Genomic DNA, 18,298 nt, shown 5'->3' on the forward strand with positions numbered 1-18,298 from the left:
CGTCCCGGTGACGATTCCGTTCCGTGACCGCAGGGTCAACGCGACTACTTGCCTCCGAAGTTCCCGGTGATCCGGCCGCGCCCGACCGTGTGGTCGGCGATGGCGCCCAGCGACTCCTTCAGCGGCGCTCCGCTGCGGAACGGGACCTCGGTGTTCAGTGCGTAGATGGTGAAGCGGTACCGGTGCCGCTCGCCCTTGGGAGGGCAGGGCGGCGCGTAGCCCACCTTCTCGCTCGTGTTCAGTCCATTGACGGTCTTGTTCAACTGGGCGCCCTCGACCAGTTGCTGCGTGGTCCCCTCGATCCCGCCCATCACCCAGTGGACGTAGGCGCCGGTCTCGGCGTCCGGGTCGTCCATGACGATCGCGAACGAGCGGGTCCCCGCGGGGGTTCCCGACCATCGCAGCGGCGGGGTCGTGGCCGCTCCGCCAGGGTACGTCGTGCAGGCGTACCGCGTGGGGAAGTCGCGCCCATCGCGGAAGACGGGGCTGGTCACGGTGAACCACTCCGACAGTTCGGCACTGGCGGTCTTCGGTTGCCCGATGAACCCGCAGCCACTGAGGCCGAGCACGCCGGCGAGCGCGAGAGCGCCCGCCGCGGCCGGGATCCGACGCCGGTCTTTGGTCATCATCGCTACGCTCCCCGGGCGGGATCGTCGGCCGCGTGCCGCCGGATTCGGTTCATCTGGGCGGTCTTCGCGGCGCGCACTCCGTCCCGGATGGCGCCCCCTTCCTCGTCCGGCCCCACCTTAGAGGTTCGTCAACGGTGGGACGGGCCTTTCCCGGCCAGGCTTCCCTCTCGGCTCCCGGCCCGCCCCGTCCCCGCGGTCCGCCGGTGTCCGCGAGGACCTGCGAAGGTCCGCGCGGGCGCCGTCCGGAGCCCGGCTCCGGGGCGCTCCGAATCGCTCCAAATCGCTCCAAATCGCTCCGACTCGTTCCGTTTCGTTCCGGCCGAGCCGCCGAACAGGTTCCGACGCGGCCGGCGCGGGGAGCGGCCGGTACTGGGCTGGGACGGTCGTGGGGTGCTCCCGGTTCCCGACCGTCCCGATCGTTTTTCCGAATCGGCGGAGAGGTTCCGATCAATCCTGTGACGTTAGTCATGTCACGTATCGTGCTTACTGTCCGAATCTTTGCGAAGGAGTGGCGTAATTCACGCGCAAGAGCCGGTCTGGTTTGCCCAAATCGAAAATTTTTACAATTTTTCGCCATGATCGATTGGTGTTCGGCGGGGTCCATGAGGTAGCTTGTGAATGTCTTCACAAGCCGACCGTGAGTAGGAGGCCGCAATGGCCAGGACCGCCAAGGGCACCTCTGGCGCCCCCCACGTCCTCATCGTGGGCGGTGGTTACGTGGGCATGTACACGGCACTGCGCCTGCAGAAGAAGCTCCGCCGCGAGCTGAAGCGGGACGAGGTCAGGATCACGATCGTCGATCCGAACTCGTACATGACGTACCAGCCGTTCCTCCCCGAGGCCGCCGCCGGGAACGTCTCCCCCCGGCACGTCGTCGCCCCGCTGCGCCGGGTGCTGCCGCGCTGCACCGTGCGCAACGCGCGGGTGACCGAACTCAACCACGACGAGCGCTGGGCCATCCTGCAGCCGCTGGCCGGCCCGCCCGAGCGGATCTCCTACGACTACCTGGTCATGGCCGCCGGATCGGTGTCCCGCACCCTGCCCATCCCCGGCCTGGCCGAGCACGGCATCGGATTCAAGACCATCGGCGAGGCCATCCACCTGCGCAACCACGTGCTGGCCCAGCTGGAGATCGCCGAGTCCACCGACGACGAGGAGATCCGCCGCAAGGCGCTCACCTTCGTGTTCGTCGGCGGCGGCTTCGCCGGCGTGGAGGCGCTGGCCGAGCTGGAGGACATGGCCCGCGGCGCGGTCAAGTACATGCGCAAGGTCACCCCGCAGGACCTGCGGTTCGTCCTCATCGAGGCCGCCGATCGCATCCTGCCCGAGGTCGGCCCCGACATGGGCAAGTGGACCGCCGAGCAGCTGCGCGGCCGCGGTATCGACGTCAAGCTCAAGACGCTCCTGAAGTCCGCGGTCGGCGGGAACATCGAGTGCTCCGACGGCAGCGGCTTCGCCGCGGGCACGCTGGTGTGGACGGCCGGCGTCAAGGCGTCCCCGGTCGTGCGCAACTCCGACCTGCCGCTGAACGAGCGGGGCCAGGTCAAGGCCACCGAGTACCTCACCATCGAGGGCGTCGTACGGGCGTTCACCGCCGGTGACAACGCCGCCGTGCCCGACCTCACCCAGGAGGGCATGTTCTGCGCCCCGAACGCGCAGCACGCCGTCCGCCAGGCCAAGGTCCTCGCCGACAACCTGATCCGCTCGCTGCGGGGCAAGTCCCTCAAGCCGTACGTGCACAACAGCGTCGGCTCGGTCGCGGGCCTCGGCCTGCACAAGGGCGTGGCCAACACCTACGGGTTCAAGGTCAAGGGCTTCCCGGCCTGGATCATGCACCGCACCTACCACGTGTCCCGGGTGCCGACCTTCAACCGGAAGGTCCGGGTGCTGGCCGACTGGACGCTCGCGCTGTTCTTCAAGCGCGAGACCGTCTCGCTGGGCAGCATCGAACAGCCGCGCGCCGAGTTCGAGCTGGCCGCCCTGGGCGACGCCAAGCCGAAGGAGACGGCCAAGGAGAACGCGGCCTGAGCCCGTCATCCTGGGGGAGCCCAGAGAAAATTCCATATGCGACGCCCCGACGGTCCATGGGATCGTCGGGGCGTCGTCGCCCGCGGGGAGCGGGGGCTCAGCGGTTTGGGGGAGAATCGACGGGTGCGGATCGGGATCCTGGGGCCGCTGGAGGTGGTCGAGGACGGCCGTCCGGCCGCGGTCGGGGGCGCGCGGCTGCGCGCGCTGCTGACCCTCCTCGCCCTGGACGCGGGCCGTCCGGTGCCCGCCGAGCGCATCATCGACGACCTCTGGGAGGACCGGGCCCCCGCGGCCGCGCTGAACGCGCTGCAGGCCCTGGTCTCCCGGCTGCGCGCGGTGATCGGCCGCGACCGCGTCGAATCGCGGCGCGGGAGCTACCGGCTGGCACTGCCGCGCGGGTGCGTCGACGCCCACGACTTCGAGGCCCGGGTGCTCGCCGCCCGCCGCGCCGCCGACCCGCGGGCCCGCTCGGCGGAGCTGGGCGCCGCCCTCGGCCTGTGGCGCGGCCCCGCCCTTGCCGACGTGTCCGGGCTGCCGTTCGCCGACGGCCCCGCCGCCCGCCTCGAGGCGCTGCGCCGCGCCGCGCTGGACGAGCGGATCGACGCCGACCTGGAGCTCGGCCGGCACGAGGAGCTGATCCCCGAGCTGCGCGCGCTGGCCGCCGCCGAACCGCTCCGCGAGCCGCTGCGGGGCCGCCTGATCCGCGCCCTGTACGGCACGGGCCGCCAGGCCGAGGCGCTGTCGGAGTACGGGTCGGTCAAGCAGGCGCTGGCCGAGGAACTGGGCGTCGACCCGTCCCCCGACCTGGAGACCCTCCACATGGCCGTGCTCCGGCAGGACCCCGCCCTCCAGCCCGGCAACGGCTCCGGATCGCCGCCGCCAGCCTGGCCGGAGAACGGCGGCACGGCCCCCGAACCCGCGGCGGACGCGCCGCGGCCGCCCGTCCCGAACAACCTGCGCGCCCGCCTGACCAGCTTCGTCGGCCGCGACGAGGACCTGGCCCGGGTCGGCGGGCTGCTCGCCGCAAAACGGCTGGTGACGCTGACCGGGCCGGGCGGCGCGGGCAAGACCCGGCTCTCCCTGGAAGCCGCCGAACGGCAGCTCGGCCGCATGCCCGACGGCGCCTGGCTCGTCGAGCTGGCGCCCGTCCGCGACCCCGCCGAGGCCGCGCCGGCCGCGCTCACCGCGCTGGGCCTGCGGGAGTCGGTGCTCCTCCCCGCCGGGCACGGCCGGGTCGCGGTCGCCGAGGGCGGCGACCCCCTCGACCGGCTGGCCGCCGCGCTCGCGGCCAAGCGGCTGCTGCTCGTCCTGGACAACTGCGAGCACCTCCTGGACGCCGCCGCCCGGATCGCCGACCGCGTCCTGGCGTCCTGCCCGGGGGTGCGCGTCCTGGCGACCAGCCGGGAGCCGCTCGGCATCACCGGCGAGACGCTGTGGCCGGTCGAACCGCTGGAGCCGCCGCCGGACGGGGCCGGCGTCACCGGGGCCATGGCCAACCCCGCCGTCCGCCTCCTCGCCGACCGCGCCGCCGCCGCGTCCCCCCGCTTCGCGGTGACGCCCGCGAACGTCGCGTCCATCGTGCGGATCTGCCGGGCCCTGGACGGCATGCCCCTGGCCATCGAACTCGCCGCCGTCCGCCTGCGCGCCATGACCCCGGCCCAGCTCGCCGACCGCATCGGTGACCGGTTCCGGCTGCTGGCCACCGGCAGCCGCACCGCGCTGCCCCGCCACCAGACCCTGCGCGCCGTGGTCGAATGGAGCTGGGACCTGCTGGACGAGGCCGAACGCGCGCTGCTGCGGCGGCTGTCGGTCTTCAGCGGCGGCGCCACCGTGGAGAGCGCCGAGCGCGTCTGCTCCGGACCCGAGCTGCCCCCGGCCGACGTCCTGAACGTCCTCACCGCCCTGGTCGACAAGTCCCTCCTGTTCGTCACCGACGCCGACGGCGACGCCCTGCCGCGGTACCGCATGCTGGAGACCATCCGCGCGTACGGGGCCGAACGCCTCGCCGAGGCGGGGGAGGCGGACCGGACCCGCCGGGCGCACGCCGAATACCTCGCCCAGCTGGCCCAGATGGCCGAGCCGCGCCTCTACCGGCACGACCAGCTCTACTGGATGGCGCGGCTCAACGCCGAGCACGACGATCTGCACACCGCGCTGCGCTGGGTGATCAGCGTCCGGGACGCGGCCCTCGCCGTCCGGCTCTGCGCCGGCCTCGGCTGGTACTGGTTCCTCCAAGGGACGGCCCGGGACGCGGGAGAGTACTACGTCGAGGTGCTGGGCATGCCGGGCCTCCCGGAGGACGAGACCACGATGGTCGCCCTGGCGCACGGGGTGATGCTCACCTTCGACGGGCCCTGGAAGAGCGGCCGGGCGGTGGACTGGCTGCGGTCCGTCGAGCGGATCTGCGACCGGCTCGGCGAGCGGCCGCGGCATCCCGTCGTGCGGGTGATGAGCGTGACGAAGGACCTGTACCTGTCGGGCTGGGACGAGGGCGCCCTGGAGACCGCCCCGTCGCTGTTCGACGACCCCGACCCGTGGGTGCGGGGCATCGGCCGCTTCATGCGCGCCCAGATCGCCATCCACTTCGGCCGGCTCGACGACGTCGAAGACGACTTCGACGAGGCGGAACGGGCCTTCCGGGAGTCGGGCGACCGCTGGGGCCTGTCGTTCGCCCTCGTCGGGCAGGCCGAGATCCTGCGCTGGCGCGGAGACCGCCGTGCCGCCACCGCGCTGTACGACGAGGCGCTGCTGCTGAACGAGCCGCTCGGCGCCGGCATGAGCATGTTCCTCCAGCTCCACTCGAGGATGGCGAACGATCTGTACCTGCTGGGGGAGCGGGAACGGGCGAAGGCGCTCCTGGACAAGGCGCTGCGAGAGGCCGAGCGAATGGCCGACTCGGAAGTGCTGGCGTGCATGTACCAGCAGTTCGGCGAGTGCGCCTGGCGTGAGGGCGACCGCGCCGAGGCGATCCGGTGGTTGGACCTGGCCGAGGAGCTGTGTCCAGAGGAGGGCGGGCTGCCGCACCACCGCGCGCTCATCCTGGCCTCCCGGGCGCGGCTGGACCTCGAGAACGGCGACGTGGACGCCGCCCTGGCCCGCTTGGAGGAGGCAGTGGGCCAAGCCGTCCAGGCCATGGGCCATCCGATCGTCGCTCATGTGCTGCTGGGGCACGCCTTCCTGGCCGTGCGCGAGGGCGACCCGGAGCGCGCGGCGTTCCTGCTGGGCTGTGCGGACGGCCTGCGCGGCACCCGGGACCTATCGCAGCCCGAGAACATCGCCCTGGAGAACACCATCCGCGCCGCCCTGGGCGAGGCCGCCTTCACCGCGGCTTACGAGCACGGCTCGGCCCGGACCTTCGACGAGGTGATCGAGGCGTTCGGCCTGGAACGCCCGTCCCCGCCGGCCGGCCTGGAGCCTCCGGACTGACGGCCGGGATCATCCCCAACGGGACCGCCCGCGCGACCTGCGATAGGAGGCTGGTCGCGCGGGCGGGGGAAACGGACAGGTCAGGCGCGCTTCTTGAAGGCGCGCAGCGACAGGGGGGCGAACACCAGGGAGATGGCCACGCCCCAGGCCAGGGCGATCAGCGCGTGCTCGAGGACCGGGCCGCCCACCAGCAGGCCGCGCATCGCCTCGACCAGCTGCGTCACCGGGCTGTTGTCCATCAGCCACGCGACCGGGCCGGGGATGCGGTCGGTGCTCGGGATGAACGCCGTGCTGAGGAAGCTCAGCGGGAAGATCACCACGAAACCGAAGATCTGCACCTTCTCCGGCTCGTTCACCTTCATCGCGATGTACACCGACGTCCAGGAGAACAGCACCGCGAAGGCGAGCAGCAGCAGGAACGAGGTCACCAGGGCCAGCGGGCCGGTCTCGATCCGGAACCCGATGGCGAACCCCACCGTGAGCAGGATCAGCATCGACCAGGCCTGCTTGGTGGTGTCGGCGATGATCCGGCCGACCAGCGGGGCGGTGCGCGCGATCGGCAGGCTGCGGAACCGGTCGAACACCCCCTTGGTGATGTCGGTGTTCAGCCCGAAGCCCGTGGTCATCCCCGCGAACAGCGCGTTCTGGGCGATGATGCCGGGGATCACGACCGGCAGGTACGCCTCGACGCTGCCGGCCATCGAAGGGCCGAACACGTAGGCGAACAGCAGCACGAACATGATCGGCTGGATGCTGAGGTCCAGCAGCTCCATCGGGTTGTGCTTGATCTGGACCAGGTTGCGCCAGGCCAGGGTCGCGATGTTGCGGGCCGCGGTGGCCGGCGAGACCCGCCTGGACAGGCTCGGCACCGCGGGCGCGGCGATTCCCGTAGCACTCATGCGGGGGCCTCCTCCTTCTGCTCGGCCTTGGCGAGCTCGTCGGCCTCGGCGTCGATGTCGTCTGTGTGATGGCCGGTGAGGGCGAAGAACACCTCGTCCAGGCTGGACTTGCGCATGGACAGCTCGCCCAGCACGACGCCGGCGTCGTCGAGCCGGCGGACCATCGCGGGCATGATCGCCGGATCGCTGATCGGGACCGACACCAGGCCGTCCCGGACCTCGGGGGCCGCCCCGGCCAGCTCGCCGGCGACCCGGGTCACGGTCACCTGGTCGGCCTCCTGCACCGGGCGCAGCTCAAGCACCTGCCCGCCCACCTGGGCCTTGAGCTCGTCGGAGGTGCCGTGCGCGATGACCTGGCCGCGGTCGATCACGATGATGTCGTCGGCCAGCTGGTCGGCCTCCTCCAGGTACTGCGTGGTCAGCAGCACGGTGACGCCGTCGGCGGTCAGGTTGCGGACGATGTCCCACAGGCCGTTGCGGCTGCGCGGGTCGAGACCGGTGGTGGGCTCGTCCAGGAACAGGATCTGCGGCCGCCCCACCAGGCTGGCGGCCAGGTCGAGCCTCCGGCGCATGCCGCCGGAGTAGGTCTTGGCGGCGCGTTCGGCCGCCTCGGTGAGCTGGAAGCGGTCGAGCAGCTCGGCCGCGCGGGCCTTGGACGCCCGCCGCGACAGGCCCAGCAGCCGGCCGATCAGGATGAGGTTCTCGGTGCCGGTGAGCATCTCGTCGACCCCGGCGTACTGACCGGTGAGGCCGATCAGCTGGCGCACCTGGTGCGCCTCCTTGACCACGTCGTGGCCGCCGACCCGGGCGGTGCCCTCGGTCGGCTCGATCAGCGTGGCCAGGATGCGGGTCATGGTGGTCTTGCCGGCGCCGTTGGGGCCCAGCACGCCCAGCACGGTTCCGGCGCCGGCGGTGAGCGAGACCCCGGCCAGCGCCTGGGTCTCACCGAAGCGCTTCACCAGGCCCTCGGCCTGGATGGCATAGGTCATGTGATCTCCTAGTACAGGACGGCCGGACTGCAGAACTATGAGTTGTCGGGAAACGCTGCGCATCTAGTTTTTTCGCTGCCGCTGACAGATCGCTGACAACGAAACGGTGCGGACCCCAGACTCGCACCCGGGTCTGACAAAACCCTGAGAAACCACCCTGATCTGCCCAGATACCAGCTGGAACCGGAGGCGGGCAGGCGGCATTCCACCCTCCGCGGCGGGACCCGCACCGCCGCGAGAGGCCGGGACGGTGGCCTGGGGGTTCTAAACTCATCACCGTGACGGCGGTGCGGCCCACCCACCAACCCGACGGCGGAGGACCGCACCCGCCGCGGTTGCGGCCGCCCGCCCACCAGGTCTCGCCGCGCGCCATCGCACACTGGGCGATCGAGGCGCTCCTCCTGTGGGGCGTGGCGTTCGGGCTGGCCTGGGGCGTGGCCGCCTGGACCGACGACGCCGACTGGACCGGCGTCCCGCGCTGGCTGCTGGACGGCATCTGGTGGCTGCCCGTGCTGACCGGCGCGGCGGGGCTGATCATGGTGTTCGTCGCCCCGGTCTGGCGGTTCCGGGTGCATCGCTGGGAGGTCAGCGCCGATGTCGTCTACACCCGCACCGGCTGGTTCAGCCGCGAGTGGCTGCTGGTGCCGGTGAGCCGCATCCAGACCGTCGACACCCGGCAAGGATGGATCGAACGCCTGCTCGGCCTGGCCACGATCGAGGTCAACACCGCCTCCCACACCGGATCGTCCGAGGTCTCCGGGCTGCCGGCGGCCACCGCCGTCCGGCTGGCCGAGGACCTGGCCCACCGGGCGCACGACCTCCGCGACGACGCCACGTGAGCGCGCCCGCCGCCGCGACCCGGACCTCCCGCCTGCACCCGCTGACCTTCGTCGTCGGCGCCACCCGGGAACTGCTGGCGCTGCTGGCCGCGGGTGCGACCGGGCTCGCGGTGGGCGGCCTGTCCACGGCGTTCTACTTCACGCTCATCGGGCTCGCCTTCGGGTTCGTCCTGCACCTGGTCAACTGGGCGACCTTCACCTACTCGCTGCACGACGACCGGATCGAGCTGCGCCGGTCCCTGATCGGCCGGTCGGTCAAGACGATCCCGCTCGAACGGATCCGCGGCGTCGACATCAGCGCCGGACTCCCGCACCGGGCGCTGCGCCTGGCGATCGTCCACATCGACGCCGGCTCCGACGGCGGCGAGGGCGAACTCAACGCGGTGTCCCGGCAGGAGGCCGAGCACCTGCGCAACCTCCTGCTCGGCCGGGCCGGAGCCGATGACGAGCCGCGCCGCGAACTGGCCCGCACCCCGCCCCGCTGGTTCGTGTTCGCCCCGCTTAGCGGCGCCTACCTGCTCACCCCGTTCGCACTGGCCGGCAGCCTCCTGGGCACCCTCTACAACCTCGGCGACGACCTCGGGCTGATCACCCAGGACCGGCTGTCCGACCTCGGCCACGAACTGGTCGGCCTGCCCACCTCGGTCGTCATCGCGCTCGCCGTGCTCCTGCTGCTGGCGATGCCGGTGATGTCGATGCTCGCCTTCGCCGCGTTCAACTGGGACTTCCGGGTGTACGCCCGCGACGGCTCGGTGGTGGCCGAACGCGGACTCGTCACCCGCCGCAGCGTCTCGCTGGAACGCCGCCGCATCCGAGGCGTGGAACTGTCCGACAACCCGTTCGAGCGGCTCGCCAAGGTCGTCCGGCTGGACGCCCTCGTCACCGGCCTCGGCGACGCCGTACAACGAGGCAGGCTGTTCCCCGCCGCGCCCCGCCCGGTCGCCGAACAACTGGTGGCCCAGGTCCTCGGCCCCATGCCCGCGCCCTTGGCCCCGCACCCCCGAGCGGCTCGCGGACGCCGCATCCTACGGGCCGTCACACCCCCGCTCGGCATCGCCGCACTGGCACTGGCCACCGGACACGCCTGGGTGACCTACGCATGCCTCGCCGCCGCCGTGCTGGCGGTACCCCTCGGTCTCGACCGCTACCGGCAACTCGGACACGCCACCGACACGGCACACCTGACACTCCGCTCCGGATCACTCCGCCGCCGCCAGGTCGTCGTCGACCACGACGCGATCATCGGCTGGCGACTCCGCCGCACCCTCTTCCAACGCCGCCTCGGCCTGGCCACCCTGTACGTCGCCGTAGGCGCGGGCGAGGGCGGCTACCCGGCCATCGACATCGCCGAAGAAGACGCGGTCGACCTGGCCGCAGAGATCACCCCCGCCTGGGTACAGCCCTTTCAGCGTTGATCTGGGGGCCACCCCCCAGCCCCCCAGGCGGGGCGGGCGTGCCCTTCCACTCGCCTAGCGGCTCGCTACAGGTCCCCCCACCCCGGTGGGGACCAGCCCCCCACGCCCCCCGGCAGGGGCTCCGCCCCCACACCCCCGTTGGGGCTTCGCCCCTTGCCCCCTACGAGGGCGACCTCTTCGTGGCATGTTCGACAACCCCGCGCCCCGGTCGGGTTCCACCCCACACGCCCGGCGGGTCACAGCCTGGCGGGTGGGGCTGCCCTTCGTGGTTAGTCCGGGCGGCGGGCGCCGAACATGATTTCGTCCCAGGACGGGACGGAGGCGCGCTTGCCTTTGGCCTTGCGGCGGTTGCGGGCGGGACGTTGCGGGGGCGCCGAGGCGTCGCCGGCGGCGGCCGCCGCGGCGGCGGGCGGGGCGGCGGGCTTGTCCACCGGTGCGGTGGGCATGGACGGGCGTCCCGTGGACTTCTTCTTGGCCGGGGGACGGGTGGACTCCCGGTGTGCGGGCCGTTGCGGCTTGGGAGGCGGCTGCGGCTTCTCCTGTGCCGCGGGCTTCTCCGGAGCGGGCGGCTCCTCCTCGGCCTCCTCCTCCGCGGCGGCGGGCTGAGCGGGCTCGCTCTCCGCCGGTTCGGGGGTCTCCTCCTCCGCAGCGGCAGGCGGCTCCGCTTCGGTGGGCTCCTCCTCCTCGGCGGACGGCTCCTCCACGGGCTCGGGCTCCGGGTCTTCCTGGACGGCCTCGGGTTCGGCTTCCGGCTCGGGTGCCGGGGCCTCTGCGGCGGCCGGCTCCTCCTCCGGTCGGGGCGTCTCCTCCAGGACGGGTTCCGGCTCGGGCGTCTCCTCCTGGACGGGCTCTGGTTCGGGCTCGGCGGCGGCCGGGGGTTCCGGGGCCTCCGGTTCCTGAGGGGCCTCCTGGAGGCGGCGGGCGGCGGGACGGGACACCATGGGCGGTTCGTCCTGCTCGACGGGTGCCGGGCGCGGGCGCTCGGGCGGCTCGGCGATGCGGGGGCGCTCGACGCGGGCGGGCTCGGGCTCGAAGCCGATGCCGCGGGCGGGCGGCGGCGGCGCGGCGTAGTCGCGGGGGTCGGAGACGACCTTCATGGCCGGGCGCCGCGGGACCAGCGGGGTGACGGTGTCGCCGAGCGCGTCGTCCTCCCACTCGACGGCGGTCAGCCGGGCGGCGACCTCGTCCAGCGGGGAGACGTGCCGGCGGCGCGGGTCGAAGACCCACTCGGCGGCGTGCGGGCGGCCGTTGTCGAAGAACGACAGCCGGATCCGCCAGGTGCTGTCCTCGCACTTCCAGGAGTCCCACTCGACCTCTTCGAGGTCGACGCCGCCGCGGCCGAGGCGTTCTTCCACGGTCTCGCCCAGCGGCGGCCCGGGCGTGGACTCGCCCGGGCGGCGCACGGCGACCCGTTGCGCCTGCTGCGCCATGTACTCGCGTTCCTGCAGGACCGGACCCTCGAACCAGCGGATGCGTTCGACCGGGATGCCGGCCGATTCGGCGATCTCCTCCGCGGTCTCACCGGACCGGATGCGAGCCTGGATCTCCTTGGGGCGCAAGGGACTCTCCACTTCGATCTCGAACTGGCCGAGGCGGGAGAAGTGCCCACGGACCGCTGCGCGCAGCCGATCGTCGACGGGCAGGGTGAACCGGGTGCCTCGGCCCGCGGTGGCCAGGACGAGGTACGTTCCGTCCTCGCTGACCGCGACGAGGCGCAGCTCCTGCATGCGTGTCCTTCCTGCCCTTCCTGACGGCACCGGAGGGTGCCGGACCGCCCGCGCGGCCGCGTGCCCGTGTGCGGACGCGGGCCGACAGGTCGTCCGGTACCCACCGAGGGCGCATGCGTGCCCTTCCCCCGGATTCCCGAGTCTCTCTTTCGGACACACCTGCTGCCAGCACCGTACCCGGCATGTCCGAACATCGCTGCTCTAGAAGCCCTCCTCACGAGGTCGAAGAGGGCACTGACCAAGCTTGCCGTGGACGGGGAGCGGCCGGGGCCGACCGACGCGTTTCTTGTGGATCCTTTTCCACACTGTGCCCCGCGGTCCAGTCCTTTGGCGCCGCCATCATCTCCCACGGGCCCGGGACACGCCCGGGACGGTGATCGAAACGGCTCGGTCAGTCGCCGAAGACCTGGCGGGTGTAGGCGTTGGCGAAGCGGCGGTCGGGGTCGAGTTCGTCCCGGAGTGCCTGGAAGTCGCCGAAGCGGGGGTAGGCCGTCTCCAGGTAGGCGGCGTCGCGGGTGTGGAGTTTGCCCCAGTGCGGACGCCCTCCGGCCGCGGTCATGAGTTCCTCCACGCCCTCGAAGTACTCCTTGTGCGGGTCGCGGTGGTAGACGTGGACGGCGATGAAGGCGGTGCGCCGCCCGTGTGCCATGGACAGCCAGGCGTCCTCTTCCGGCAGTAGGCGGATCTCGATGGGGAAGCTGATGCGCCAGCCCCGCTTGTCGAAGAGCGCGCGCAGGTCCCGCAGCGTGGGAACGAGTCGTTCGCGCGGGATCGCGTACTCCTGCTCCTTGAAGCGCACCGTGCGCGGGCTCGTGAACACCTTGTAGGAGGTGTCGCTGTACGTCCGCGCGCCTAGCGCCTTGGCCGAGATGCCGTTGATGAACGGTGTTGTGGTGGGCGCCCTGTGCGTGACCCTGTTGACTAGGCCGAACACCTTGTTGGACAGCAGTTGGTCGTCCACCCAGTATTTGACCTTGGAGAGAGGTTCCGGCGGGCCTTCGACGCGGTTGTTGCGCTTGGTCAGGCAGCCCTCGGTGTGGGGGAACCAGTAGAACTCGAAGTGCTCGTTGGCGTCGTCGAACTCGTCCAGGCGCGTGAGCACTTCGTCCCAGCGCATCGGCTCCTCGCGCGCCCGCAGTACGAACGAGGGGACCGCCTTCCAGGTGACGGCGGTGACGATGCCCAGCGCTCCCAGCCCCGCCCGCGCCGCGTCGAACAGGTCGGGGCGCTCCTCCCGCGAGCACGTCACCACCGAGCCGTCGGCGAGCACCATCTCCAACGCGGTGACCTGTGAGACCAGGCCGGCGGCGTCGCGGCCGGTGCCGTGCGTGGCGGTCTGCAAGGCGCCCGCGACGGTCTGCTCCTGGATGTCGCCCATGTTGGCCAGGGCGAGCCCGTGCTCGTCCAGGGTGCGGTTGAGCGCGTGCAGCGGGAGGCCTGCCTCGACCGTCACCAGGCCGCTGCCGGTGTCGACGGAGCGGACCGCGGTGAGCCCGCCGGGACGCAGCAGCACGCCGTCGGCCACGGCCGCGCCGGTGAAGGAGTGGCCGGTGCCGACCATCCGGACGGTCTGCCCGGCGGTGGCGGCGGCGCGGATCGCGGCGGCCACCTCCGCGGTGGTCCTCGGGGTCGCCGCACGCCGCGGCGTGGCCCGCTGGTTACCCGCCCAGTTGTTCCATGAATGTGTACTCCGGGGGGACATGGGAGGACTCTACTCGGAGCGGCTATTGCGAGGAAAGTTCATGTTTTTCGCGAGTGCCCGTGTCCCCGGCAGGCCAAGGGCCGCCGCGGCCAGCGCCGCCAGCAGCGGCACCAGGAACGCGGTCTCCGCTCCGTGCACGTCGACGACCCGTCCCGCCGTCGACGCCCCGGCCGCCACCCCGATCCCGACCGACGTGGACACCAGCGCCAGCCCCTCGGTGAGCTGGTGCCCCGGCACGAACCGCTCGACCAGCCCGAACCCCGGGATGATCGTGGGCGAGATCGCCAGCCCGGAGAAGAAGACCACGGCCATCATCAGGTACAGATCCCCGACCAGGACGGGCGGCGCCATCGCGACCGCCAGCAGCGCCAGCCCGATACCGAACCGCCGCTCCAGGGAGCCGCGCCAGTGCCGCGCCCCGTACCAGAGCGCGGCCGTGCCGCTGCCCAGCGCGTAGCAGCCCAGCAGCACCCCGGCCAGTCCCTTGCGCCCCTGCTCCTCGGCGAACGCGACCCCGCTGACGTCGATGCCGCCGAAGACCATCCCCATCAGCAGGAACACGGGCGTGATCACCCGCACCGCCGGGTTGGCCAGCACGCCGCCCCGGCCGCCCTCCGGCGTGCGCGGCCGCGGCGGGGGCTCGGTGCCGCGCTGCGCCGCCAGCGCCAGGCAGCCGGTCAGCGTGAACGCGGCCGCGGCGCCGAGCCCGGCCGCCGGATGCACCCCGATGGCCAGCGCCGTCACGATCAGCGGCCCCAGCACGAAGATCGACTCGTCCACCACCGTCTCGAACGAGAACGCGGTGTGCAGCCGCGCCGGCCGCTCCCGCAGGGCGTACGACCACCGGGCCCGCACCCAGGCGCCCAGCGACACCTGGGTCAGCCCGGCCAGCGCGGCCGCCGGGAAGAGCGTCCAGACCGGCAGGTCCAGCTGGACGCACAGGATCAGCGCCGCCGTGCCCGCCGCGTTGGCCACCACCAGCGGCACCAGTACCCGGTGCTGCCCGTACCGGTCGGCGAAGCGCGCGCTCAGCGGTGACCCCACCGCGTACGAAACGGACACGGTCGCCGCTATCGCGCCGGCGATACCGTACGATCCGGTAACCGCGGACACCAGCAGCACGACGCCGAGCCCGACCATGGACATCGACATGCGGCCGACGAAGCCGGCCGTCACGAAGAGCCGGGCGCCGGGCACCGCCAGCAGCTCCCGGTACGGACCGACCATCCGCCCCCTCCTCCGTCCAAGATCACGTTACCGGGGCGAAACAATCACGAAGACGTGTAACCCTCCATAGCGACACTCGTTGGGAATGGATGTGGCTCCTCCTTCACCGGCCGGCCCGCGTCGCGCCGCGCTCACGATCGCGGTACTGATCGCCGGCAACCTCGGCGGGGGCGCGTACGCCGCCATCACCGCCCGGGACGACGCCGACCGGCGCGCCGCCGCCCCCCGCGGCGTCCCCCGTCCCAGCGGATTCCCCGGCGGCCCGGTCACCAACGTCGCCGACGGCGCCCAGGTCGCCCCCCTCCGGCGGGTCGTGCCGCCCGACGTGCTCGCGGTCGGCGCCCGCCCGATCGGCCAGGCCCAGGTCCAGCGCATCGCCAAGCTCGGCCGGGTGCGGGACGTGATCGCCGTCGCGGGCGGGGCCGTCCAGTTGCAGGGCCGCTCGGTGAACGCCTTCGCGGTCGACCCGTCCACGTTCCGGTCCTGGACGCCGCCCGGCACCGCCAAGGCCAACGACCTGTGGGCCGCGCTGGCCTCCGACCAGTTCGTCGTCTCCACGGCCGCCGCCGACCAGTTGCGGCTCAGCAAGGGCTTCCCGTATCCGGTGGTGGGACGCACGATGCCCAACCTGATGATGGGCGGCTCGGGCGCGCTGGGCCTGCCGGGCATCGACATGCTCGTCCACCAGAAGACGGGCCGGTCGATGGGGCTGGTGCCCAACATCGCCGTCCTGGTCAACGCGCCGGGGGTCTCGCCCACCACCACGGTGGGGGCCGTCCGGAAGATCCTCGGGCCGGGCGCCAACGTCGTGAACCTGCAGGAGCAGCGTTACCAGTCGCCCGCCAACGGCAGCTACCTCGACCTCTACAAGAGGGCCGCCAGGACGTGCTCGGGCCTTTCATGGACGGTCCTGGCCGCCATCGGCCAAGTGGAGAGCGACCACGGGCGCAACCCGGGCCGTTCCAGCGCCGGCGCCCTCGGCCCCATGCAGTTCATGCCCGCGACGTGGAAGGCCTACGGCGTGGACGGTGACGGCGACGGCAAGGCCGACATCATGAACCCCTACGACGCGATCCCAGGGGCGGCCCGCTACCTGTGCGCGAACGGGGCCGGCAAGGGGGGCCGGCAGCTCTACCGCGCCGTCTTCCAGTACAACCACGCCGACTGGTACGTGCAGAAGGTCCTCGCCCTGGCCAAGGCCTACGACGACCGCTACCAGTAGATCCACCCGCGGCCGGGGCATCGCGGCGCTGCTGGTTGGATGGAGGCATGAGTCAAGCGAGCACGTACGATGCGTTGCTCCTGGTGTCCTTCGGCGGCCCCGAGGGGCCTGATGACGTCATCCCGTTCCTGGAGAACGTGACCCGGGGGCGCAACGTCCCGCGCGAACGCCTCGAGAAGGTGGGGGAGCACTACCACCTCTTCGGCGGCGTCAGCCCCATCAACCGGCAGTGCCGCGAGCTCAAGGCCGCCATCGAGGCCGACTTCGCCCGGCACGGCCTGGACCTGCCGGTGTACTGGGGCAACCGCAACTGGGACCCGTACCTGGCCGATACCGTACGGCGGATGAAGGCCGACGGCGTCCGGCGCGCGGCGGCGTTCGTGACCTCCGCCTACAGCGGCTACTCGTGCAGCGACCAGTACGTCGAGGACATCCGGCGGGCGCGCGCGGAGGTCCCGGACGCCCCGGAGATCGACAAGCTGCCGGTGTACTGCCTGCGCCCCGGTTTCGTCGACCCGTTCGTGGACGCGGCGCGCAAGGCCCTGGACGCCCTCCCGGAAACCGGGGACCGCCGGCTGGCCTTCACCGCGCACAGCGTCCCGCTGTTCCAGCCCGGCCGCCCCGACTACGTCGCCGAGCTGGAGCGCGTCGCCGAACTGGTCGCCGAACGCGCCGCGCCCGGCGTGCCCTGGTCGCTGGTGTACCAGAGCCGCAGCGGGCCCCCGTCCCAGCCCTGGCTGGAGCCCGACATCGTCGACCACCTGGAGAAGGTGCGCGCCGAGGGCGCGGCGGCCGTCGCGGTGGTGCCGATCGGCTTCGTCTCCGACCACATGGAGGTCAAGTACGACCTCGACGTGGAGGCCGCGCGGCGTGCCCGGGAACTGGGGCTGGCCTATGCCCGCGTCGGGACGCCCCACACCGACCCGCGCTTCGTGGCGCTGCCCCGCGAGCTGCTGCTCGACCGCTGAACCGCCGCTCGACCCGACCAGTCCGACTTTGGGGGACCCTTACATGAGCCTGCCGGAAGACCTGCTGGAGCTGGCGGTGGCCACCGCCAGGGAGGCCGGGCGGATGCTGGTCGACAAGCGTCCCGCCGACGGGCCGGACGTGGTGCAGACCAAGTCCAGCCCCACCGACGTGGTGACCCAGATGGACCAGGCCGCCGAACGCCTGATCATCGAGCGGATCCGCGCCGCCCGTCCCGACGACGGCTTCCTCGGCGAGGAGGGCGGCACGCGCGCGGGCGCCAGCGAGGTCCGCTGGGTGATCGACCCCATCGACGGCACCGTCAACTACCTCTACGACCTGCCCGACTGGGCGGTCAGCATCGCCGCCGAGGTCGACGGCGTCACCGTGGCCGGGGCCGTCGACATGCCGCGCCGCGGCGAGACCTACACCGCCGTACGGGGCGGCGGCGCCCTGCTGCACACCTCTACCGGAACCCGCGAGCTGCGCTGCAACGGCGAGGTGCCGCTGAACGGCGCGCTGGTCGCCACCGGGTTCGGGTACGCGGCCGAGCGCCGCGCCCACCAGGCCCGGGTGCTGACGGGGGTGCTGCCGAACGTCCGGGACATCCGGCGCGGCGGTTCGTGCTGCGTGGACCTGTGCTCGCTGGCCGCCGGCCGGGTCGACGCCTACTACGAGCGCGGCGTTCAGGCGTGGGACATCGCGGCCGGGGCGCTGGTGGTGCAGGAGTCGGGCGGCCGGGTCGAGGGCTTGGACGGTGCGCCCGCCGGGCCCGAACTGACCATCGCGGCCGGGCCGGGCACGTTCGAGGCCCTGCACGCCCTCCTGAAGCCACTGGAGCCCACGCGGGGCTGACGGCAGGGGCGGGGCCTTCGGGATCTCCGGAAGATCATGCGGGGCGACCGTGGCGGGCGCTGCGACCGTCGCGGCCGCCCCGTTGATCTGGCGTTTCTAGTCGCAGCGTGGTGCTTCGACGCCGATGTCGTGATTCGCTGCGATCCGGCGCAATTCCTTGATCTCCTCCTGGCGGATGTCGGCCAGGTGGATGTCGCCGTCGGCGTGGGCGTGGCGCAACGACTCGTAAGCATCATCGAGTCGCTGCTGGATCGTGCGTGACAACTCGCCCATGGGCCTCCTTCCGGGTCAGACCCCCCTACCCAGACCTACGCTGAAGATAAACCTGTTTCCTGGAAGTGTCGTGACGGTGATTTTGCGGTGGATTCACGGTG

The 18,298-nt window shown here is 72.3% G+C and carries 14 protein-coding genes; 7 read left to right on the forward strand and 7 right to left on the reverse strand.

From position 1 onward, the window contains the following. Positions 1-44: 44 nt before the first annotated feature. Positions 45-629 (reverse strand): YbhB/YbcL family Raf kinase inhibitor-like protein, encoded by a 585-nt coding sequence (locus ABD340_RS12755; protein ID WP_344589064.1) that lies wholly within the window; start codon positions 627-629, stop codon positions 45-47. 723 nt (positions 630-1,352) lie between these two features. Between ABD340_RS12755 and ABD340_RS12760 the strand changes: the two genes are divergently transcribed. Both ABD340_RS12760 and ABD340_RS12765 read left to right on the forward strand, forming a co-directional pair. Continuing rightward, entirely contained in the window at positions 1,353-2,657 is a 1,305-nt protein-coding gene (locus ABD340_RS12760; RefSeq protein WP_425547362.1) for an NAD(P)/FAD-dependent oxidoreductase, read from the forward strand. Positions 2,658-2,780: 123 nt separating this feature from the next. Further along, positions 2,781-6,083, forward strand: coding sequence for an AfsR/SARP family transcriptional regulator (locus ABD340_RS12765; RefSeq protein WP_344589066.1), 3,303 nt, complete (start codon positions 2,781-2,783; stop codon positions 6,081-6,083). Between the two features lie 80 nt (positions 6,084-6,163). Here the strand turns inward: ABD340_RS12765 and ABD340_RS12770 are convergent, their stop codons facing one another. Both ABD340_RS12770 and ABD340_RS12775 read right to left on the reverse strand, forming a co-directional pair. After that, a complete protein-coding gene (locus ABD340_RS12770) occupies positions 6,164-6,982 on the reverse strand; it encodes an ABC transporter permease (RefSeq protein WP_344589067.1) in 819 nt (272 codons plus the stop codon). After that, a complete protein-coding gene (locus ABD340_RS12775; RefSeq protein WP_344589068.1) occupies positions 6,979-7,971 on the reverse strand; it encodes an ATP-binding cassette domain-containing protein in 993 nt (330 codons plus the stop codon). Before ABD340_RS12775 ends, ABD340_RS12770 begins: the two co-directional genes overlap by 4 nt. Positions 7,972-8,249: 278 nt before the next feature. Here ABD340_RS12775 and ABD340_RS12780 point away from each other — a divergent pair, with 278 nt between their 5' ends. Together ABD340_RS12780 and ABD340_RS12785 are read left to right on the forward strand one after the other, a co-directional pair. Continuing rightward, positions 8,250-8,810, forward strand: coding sequence for a PH domain-containing protein (locus ABD340_RS12780; RefSeq protein ID WP_344589069.1), 561 nt, complete (start codon positions 8,250-8,252; stop codon positions 8,808-8,810). Then, the gene (locus ABD340_RS12785) at positions 8,807-10,225 is read left to right on the forward strand and encodes a PH domain-containing protein (protein ID WP_344589070.1); all 1,419 of its coding nucleotides are present in this window, start codon (positions 8,807-8,809) and stop codon (positions 10,223-10,225) included. Before ABD340_RS12780 ends, ABD340_RS12785 begins: the two co-directional genes overlap by 4 nt. Positions 10,226-10,494: 269 nt before the next feature. Here ABD340_RS12785 and sepH read toward each other — a convergent pair whose 3' ends face one another. From sepH to ABD340_RS12800, 3 genes are all read right to left on the reverse strand, one after another. Then, positions 10,495-11,952, reverse strand: a complete 1,458-nt coding sequence (gene sepH / locus ABD340_RS12790; RefSeq protein WP_344589071.1) for a septation protein SepH — start codon at positions 11,950-11,952, stop codon at positions 10,495-10,497. A 391-nt stretch (positions 11,953-12,343) separates the two neighbouring features. Continuing rightward, positions 12,344-13,654, reverse strand: coding sequence for a D-arabinono-1,4-lactone oxidase (locus tag ABD340_RS12795; RefSeq protein ID WP_344589072.1), 1,311 nt, complete (start codon positions 13,652-13,654; stop codon positions 12,344-12,346). A gap of 9 nt (positions 13,655-13,663) precedes the next feature. Further along, on the reverse strand, positions 13,664-14,881 hold the full coding sequence (locus tag ABD340_RS12800; protein WP_344589074.1) for an MFS transporter: 1,218 nt from the start codon (positions 14,879-14,881) through the stop codon (positions 13,664-13,666). Positions 14,882-14,966: 85 nt separating this feature from the next. Here ABD340_RS12800 and ABD340_RS12805 point away from each other — a divergent pair, with 85 nt between their 5' ends. Genes ABD340_RS12805 through ABD340_RS12815 form a run of 3 tightly spaced genes read left to right on the forward strand, consistent with a single transcriptional unit; the run spans position 14,967 to position 17,924 of the window. Further along, positions 14,967-16,103 (forward strand): lytic transglycosylase domain-containing protein, encoded by a 1,137-nt coding sequence (locus tag ABD340_RS12805; protein ID WP_344589075.1) that lies wholly within the window; start codon positions 14,967-14,969, stop codon positions 16,101-16,103. Between the two features lie 47 nt (positions 16,104-16,150). Continuing rightward, complete coding sequence (locus tag ABD340_RS12810) at positions 16,151-17,071, forward strand: ferrochelatase (RefSeq protein WP_344589076.1); 921 nt, start codon at positions 16,151-16,153, stop codon at positions 17,069-17,071. Positions 17,072-17,114: 43 nt separating this feature from the next. Then, positions 17,115-17,924: an inositol monophosphatase family protein gene (locus ABD340_RS12815; RefSeq protein ID WP_344589077.1), complete on the forward strand. Its 810-nt coding sequence runs from the start codon at positions 17,115-17,117 to the stop codon at positions 17,922-17,924. Positions 17,925-18,020: 96 nt separating this feature from the next. Here ABD340_RS12815 and ABD340_RS12820 read toward each other — a convergent pair whose 3' ends face one another. Beyond that, positions 18,021-18,197 carry a hypothetical protein gene (locus ABD340_RS12820; RefSeq protein WP_344589078.1) on the reverse strand — a complete coding sequence of 59 codons (177 nt, stop codon included), beginning with the start codon at positions 18,195-18,197 and terminating at the stop codon, positions 18,021-18,023. Positions 18,198-18,298 lie beyond the last annotated feature (101 nt).

The sequence above is a fragment of the Actinomadura vinacea genome (assembly GCF_039532545.1).
Classification (GTDB): domain Bacteria; phylum Actinomycetota; class Actinomycetes; order Streptosporangiales; family Streptosporangiaceae; genus Spirillospora; species Spirillospora vinacea.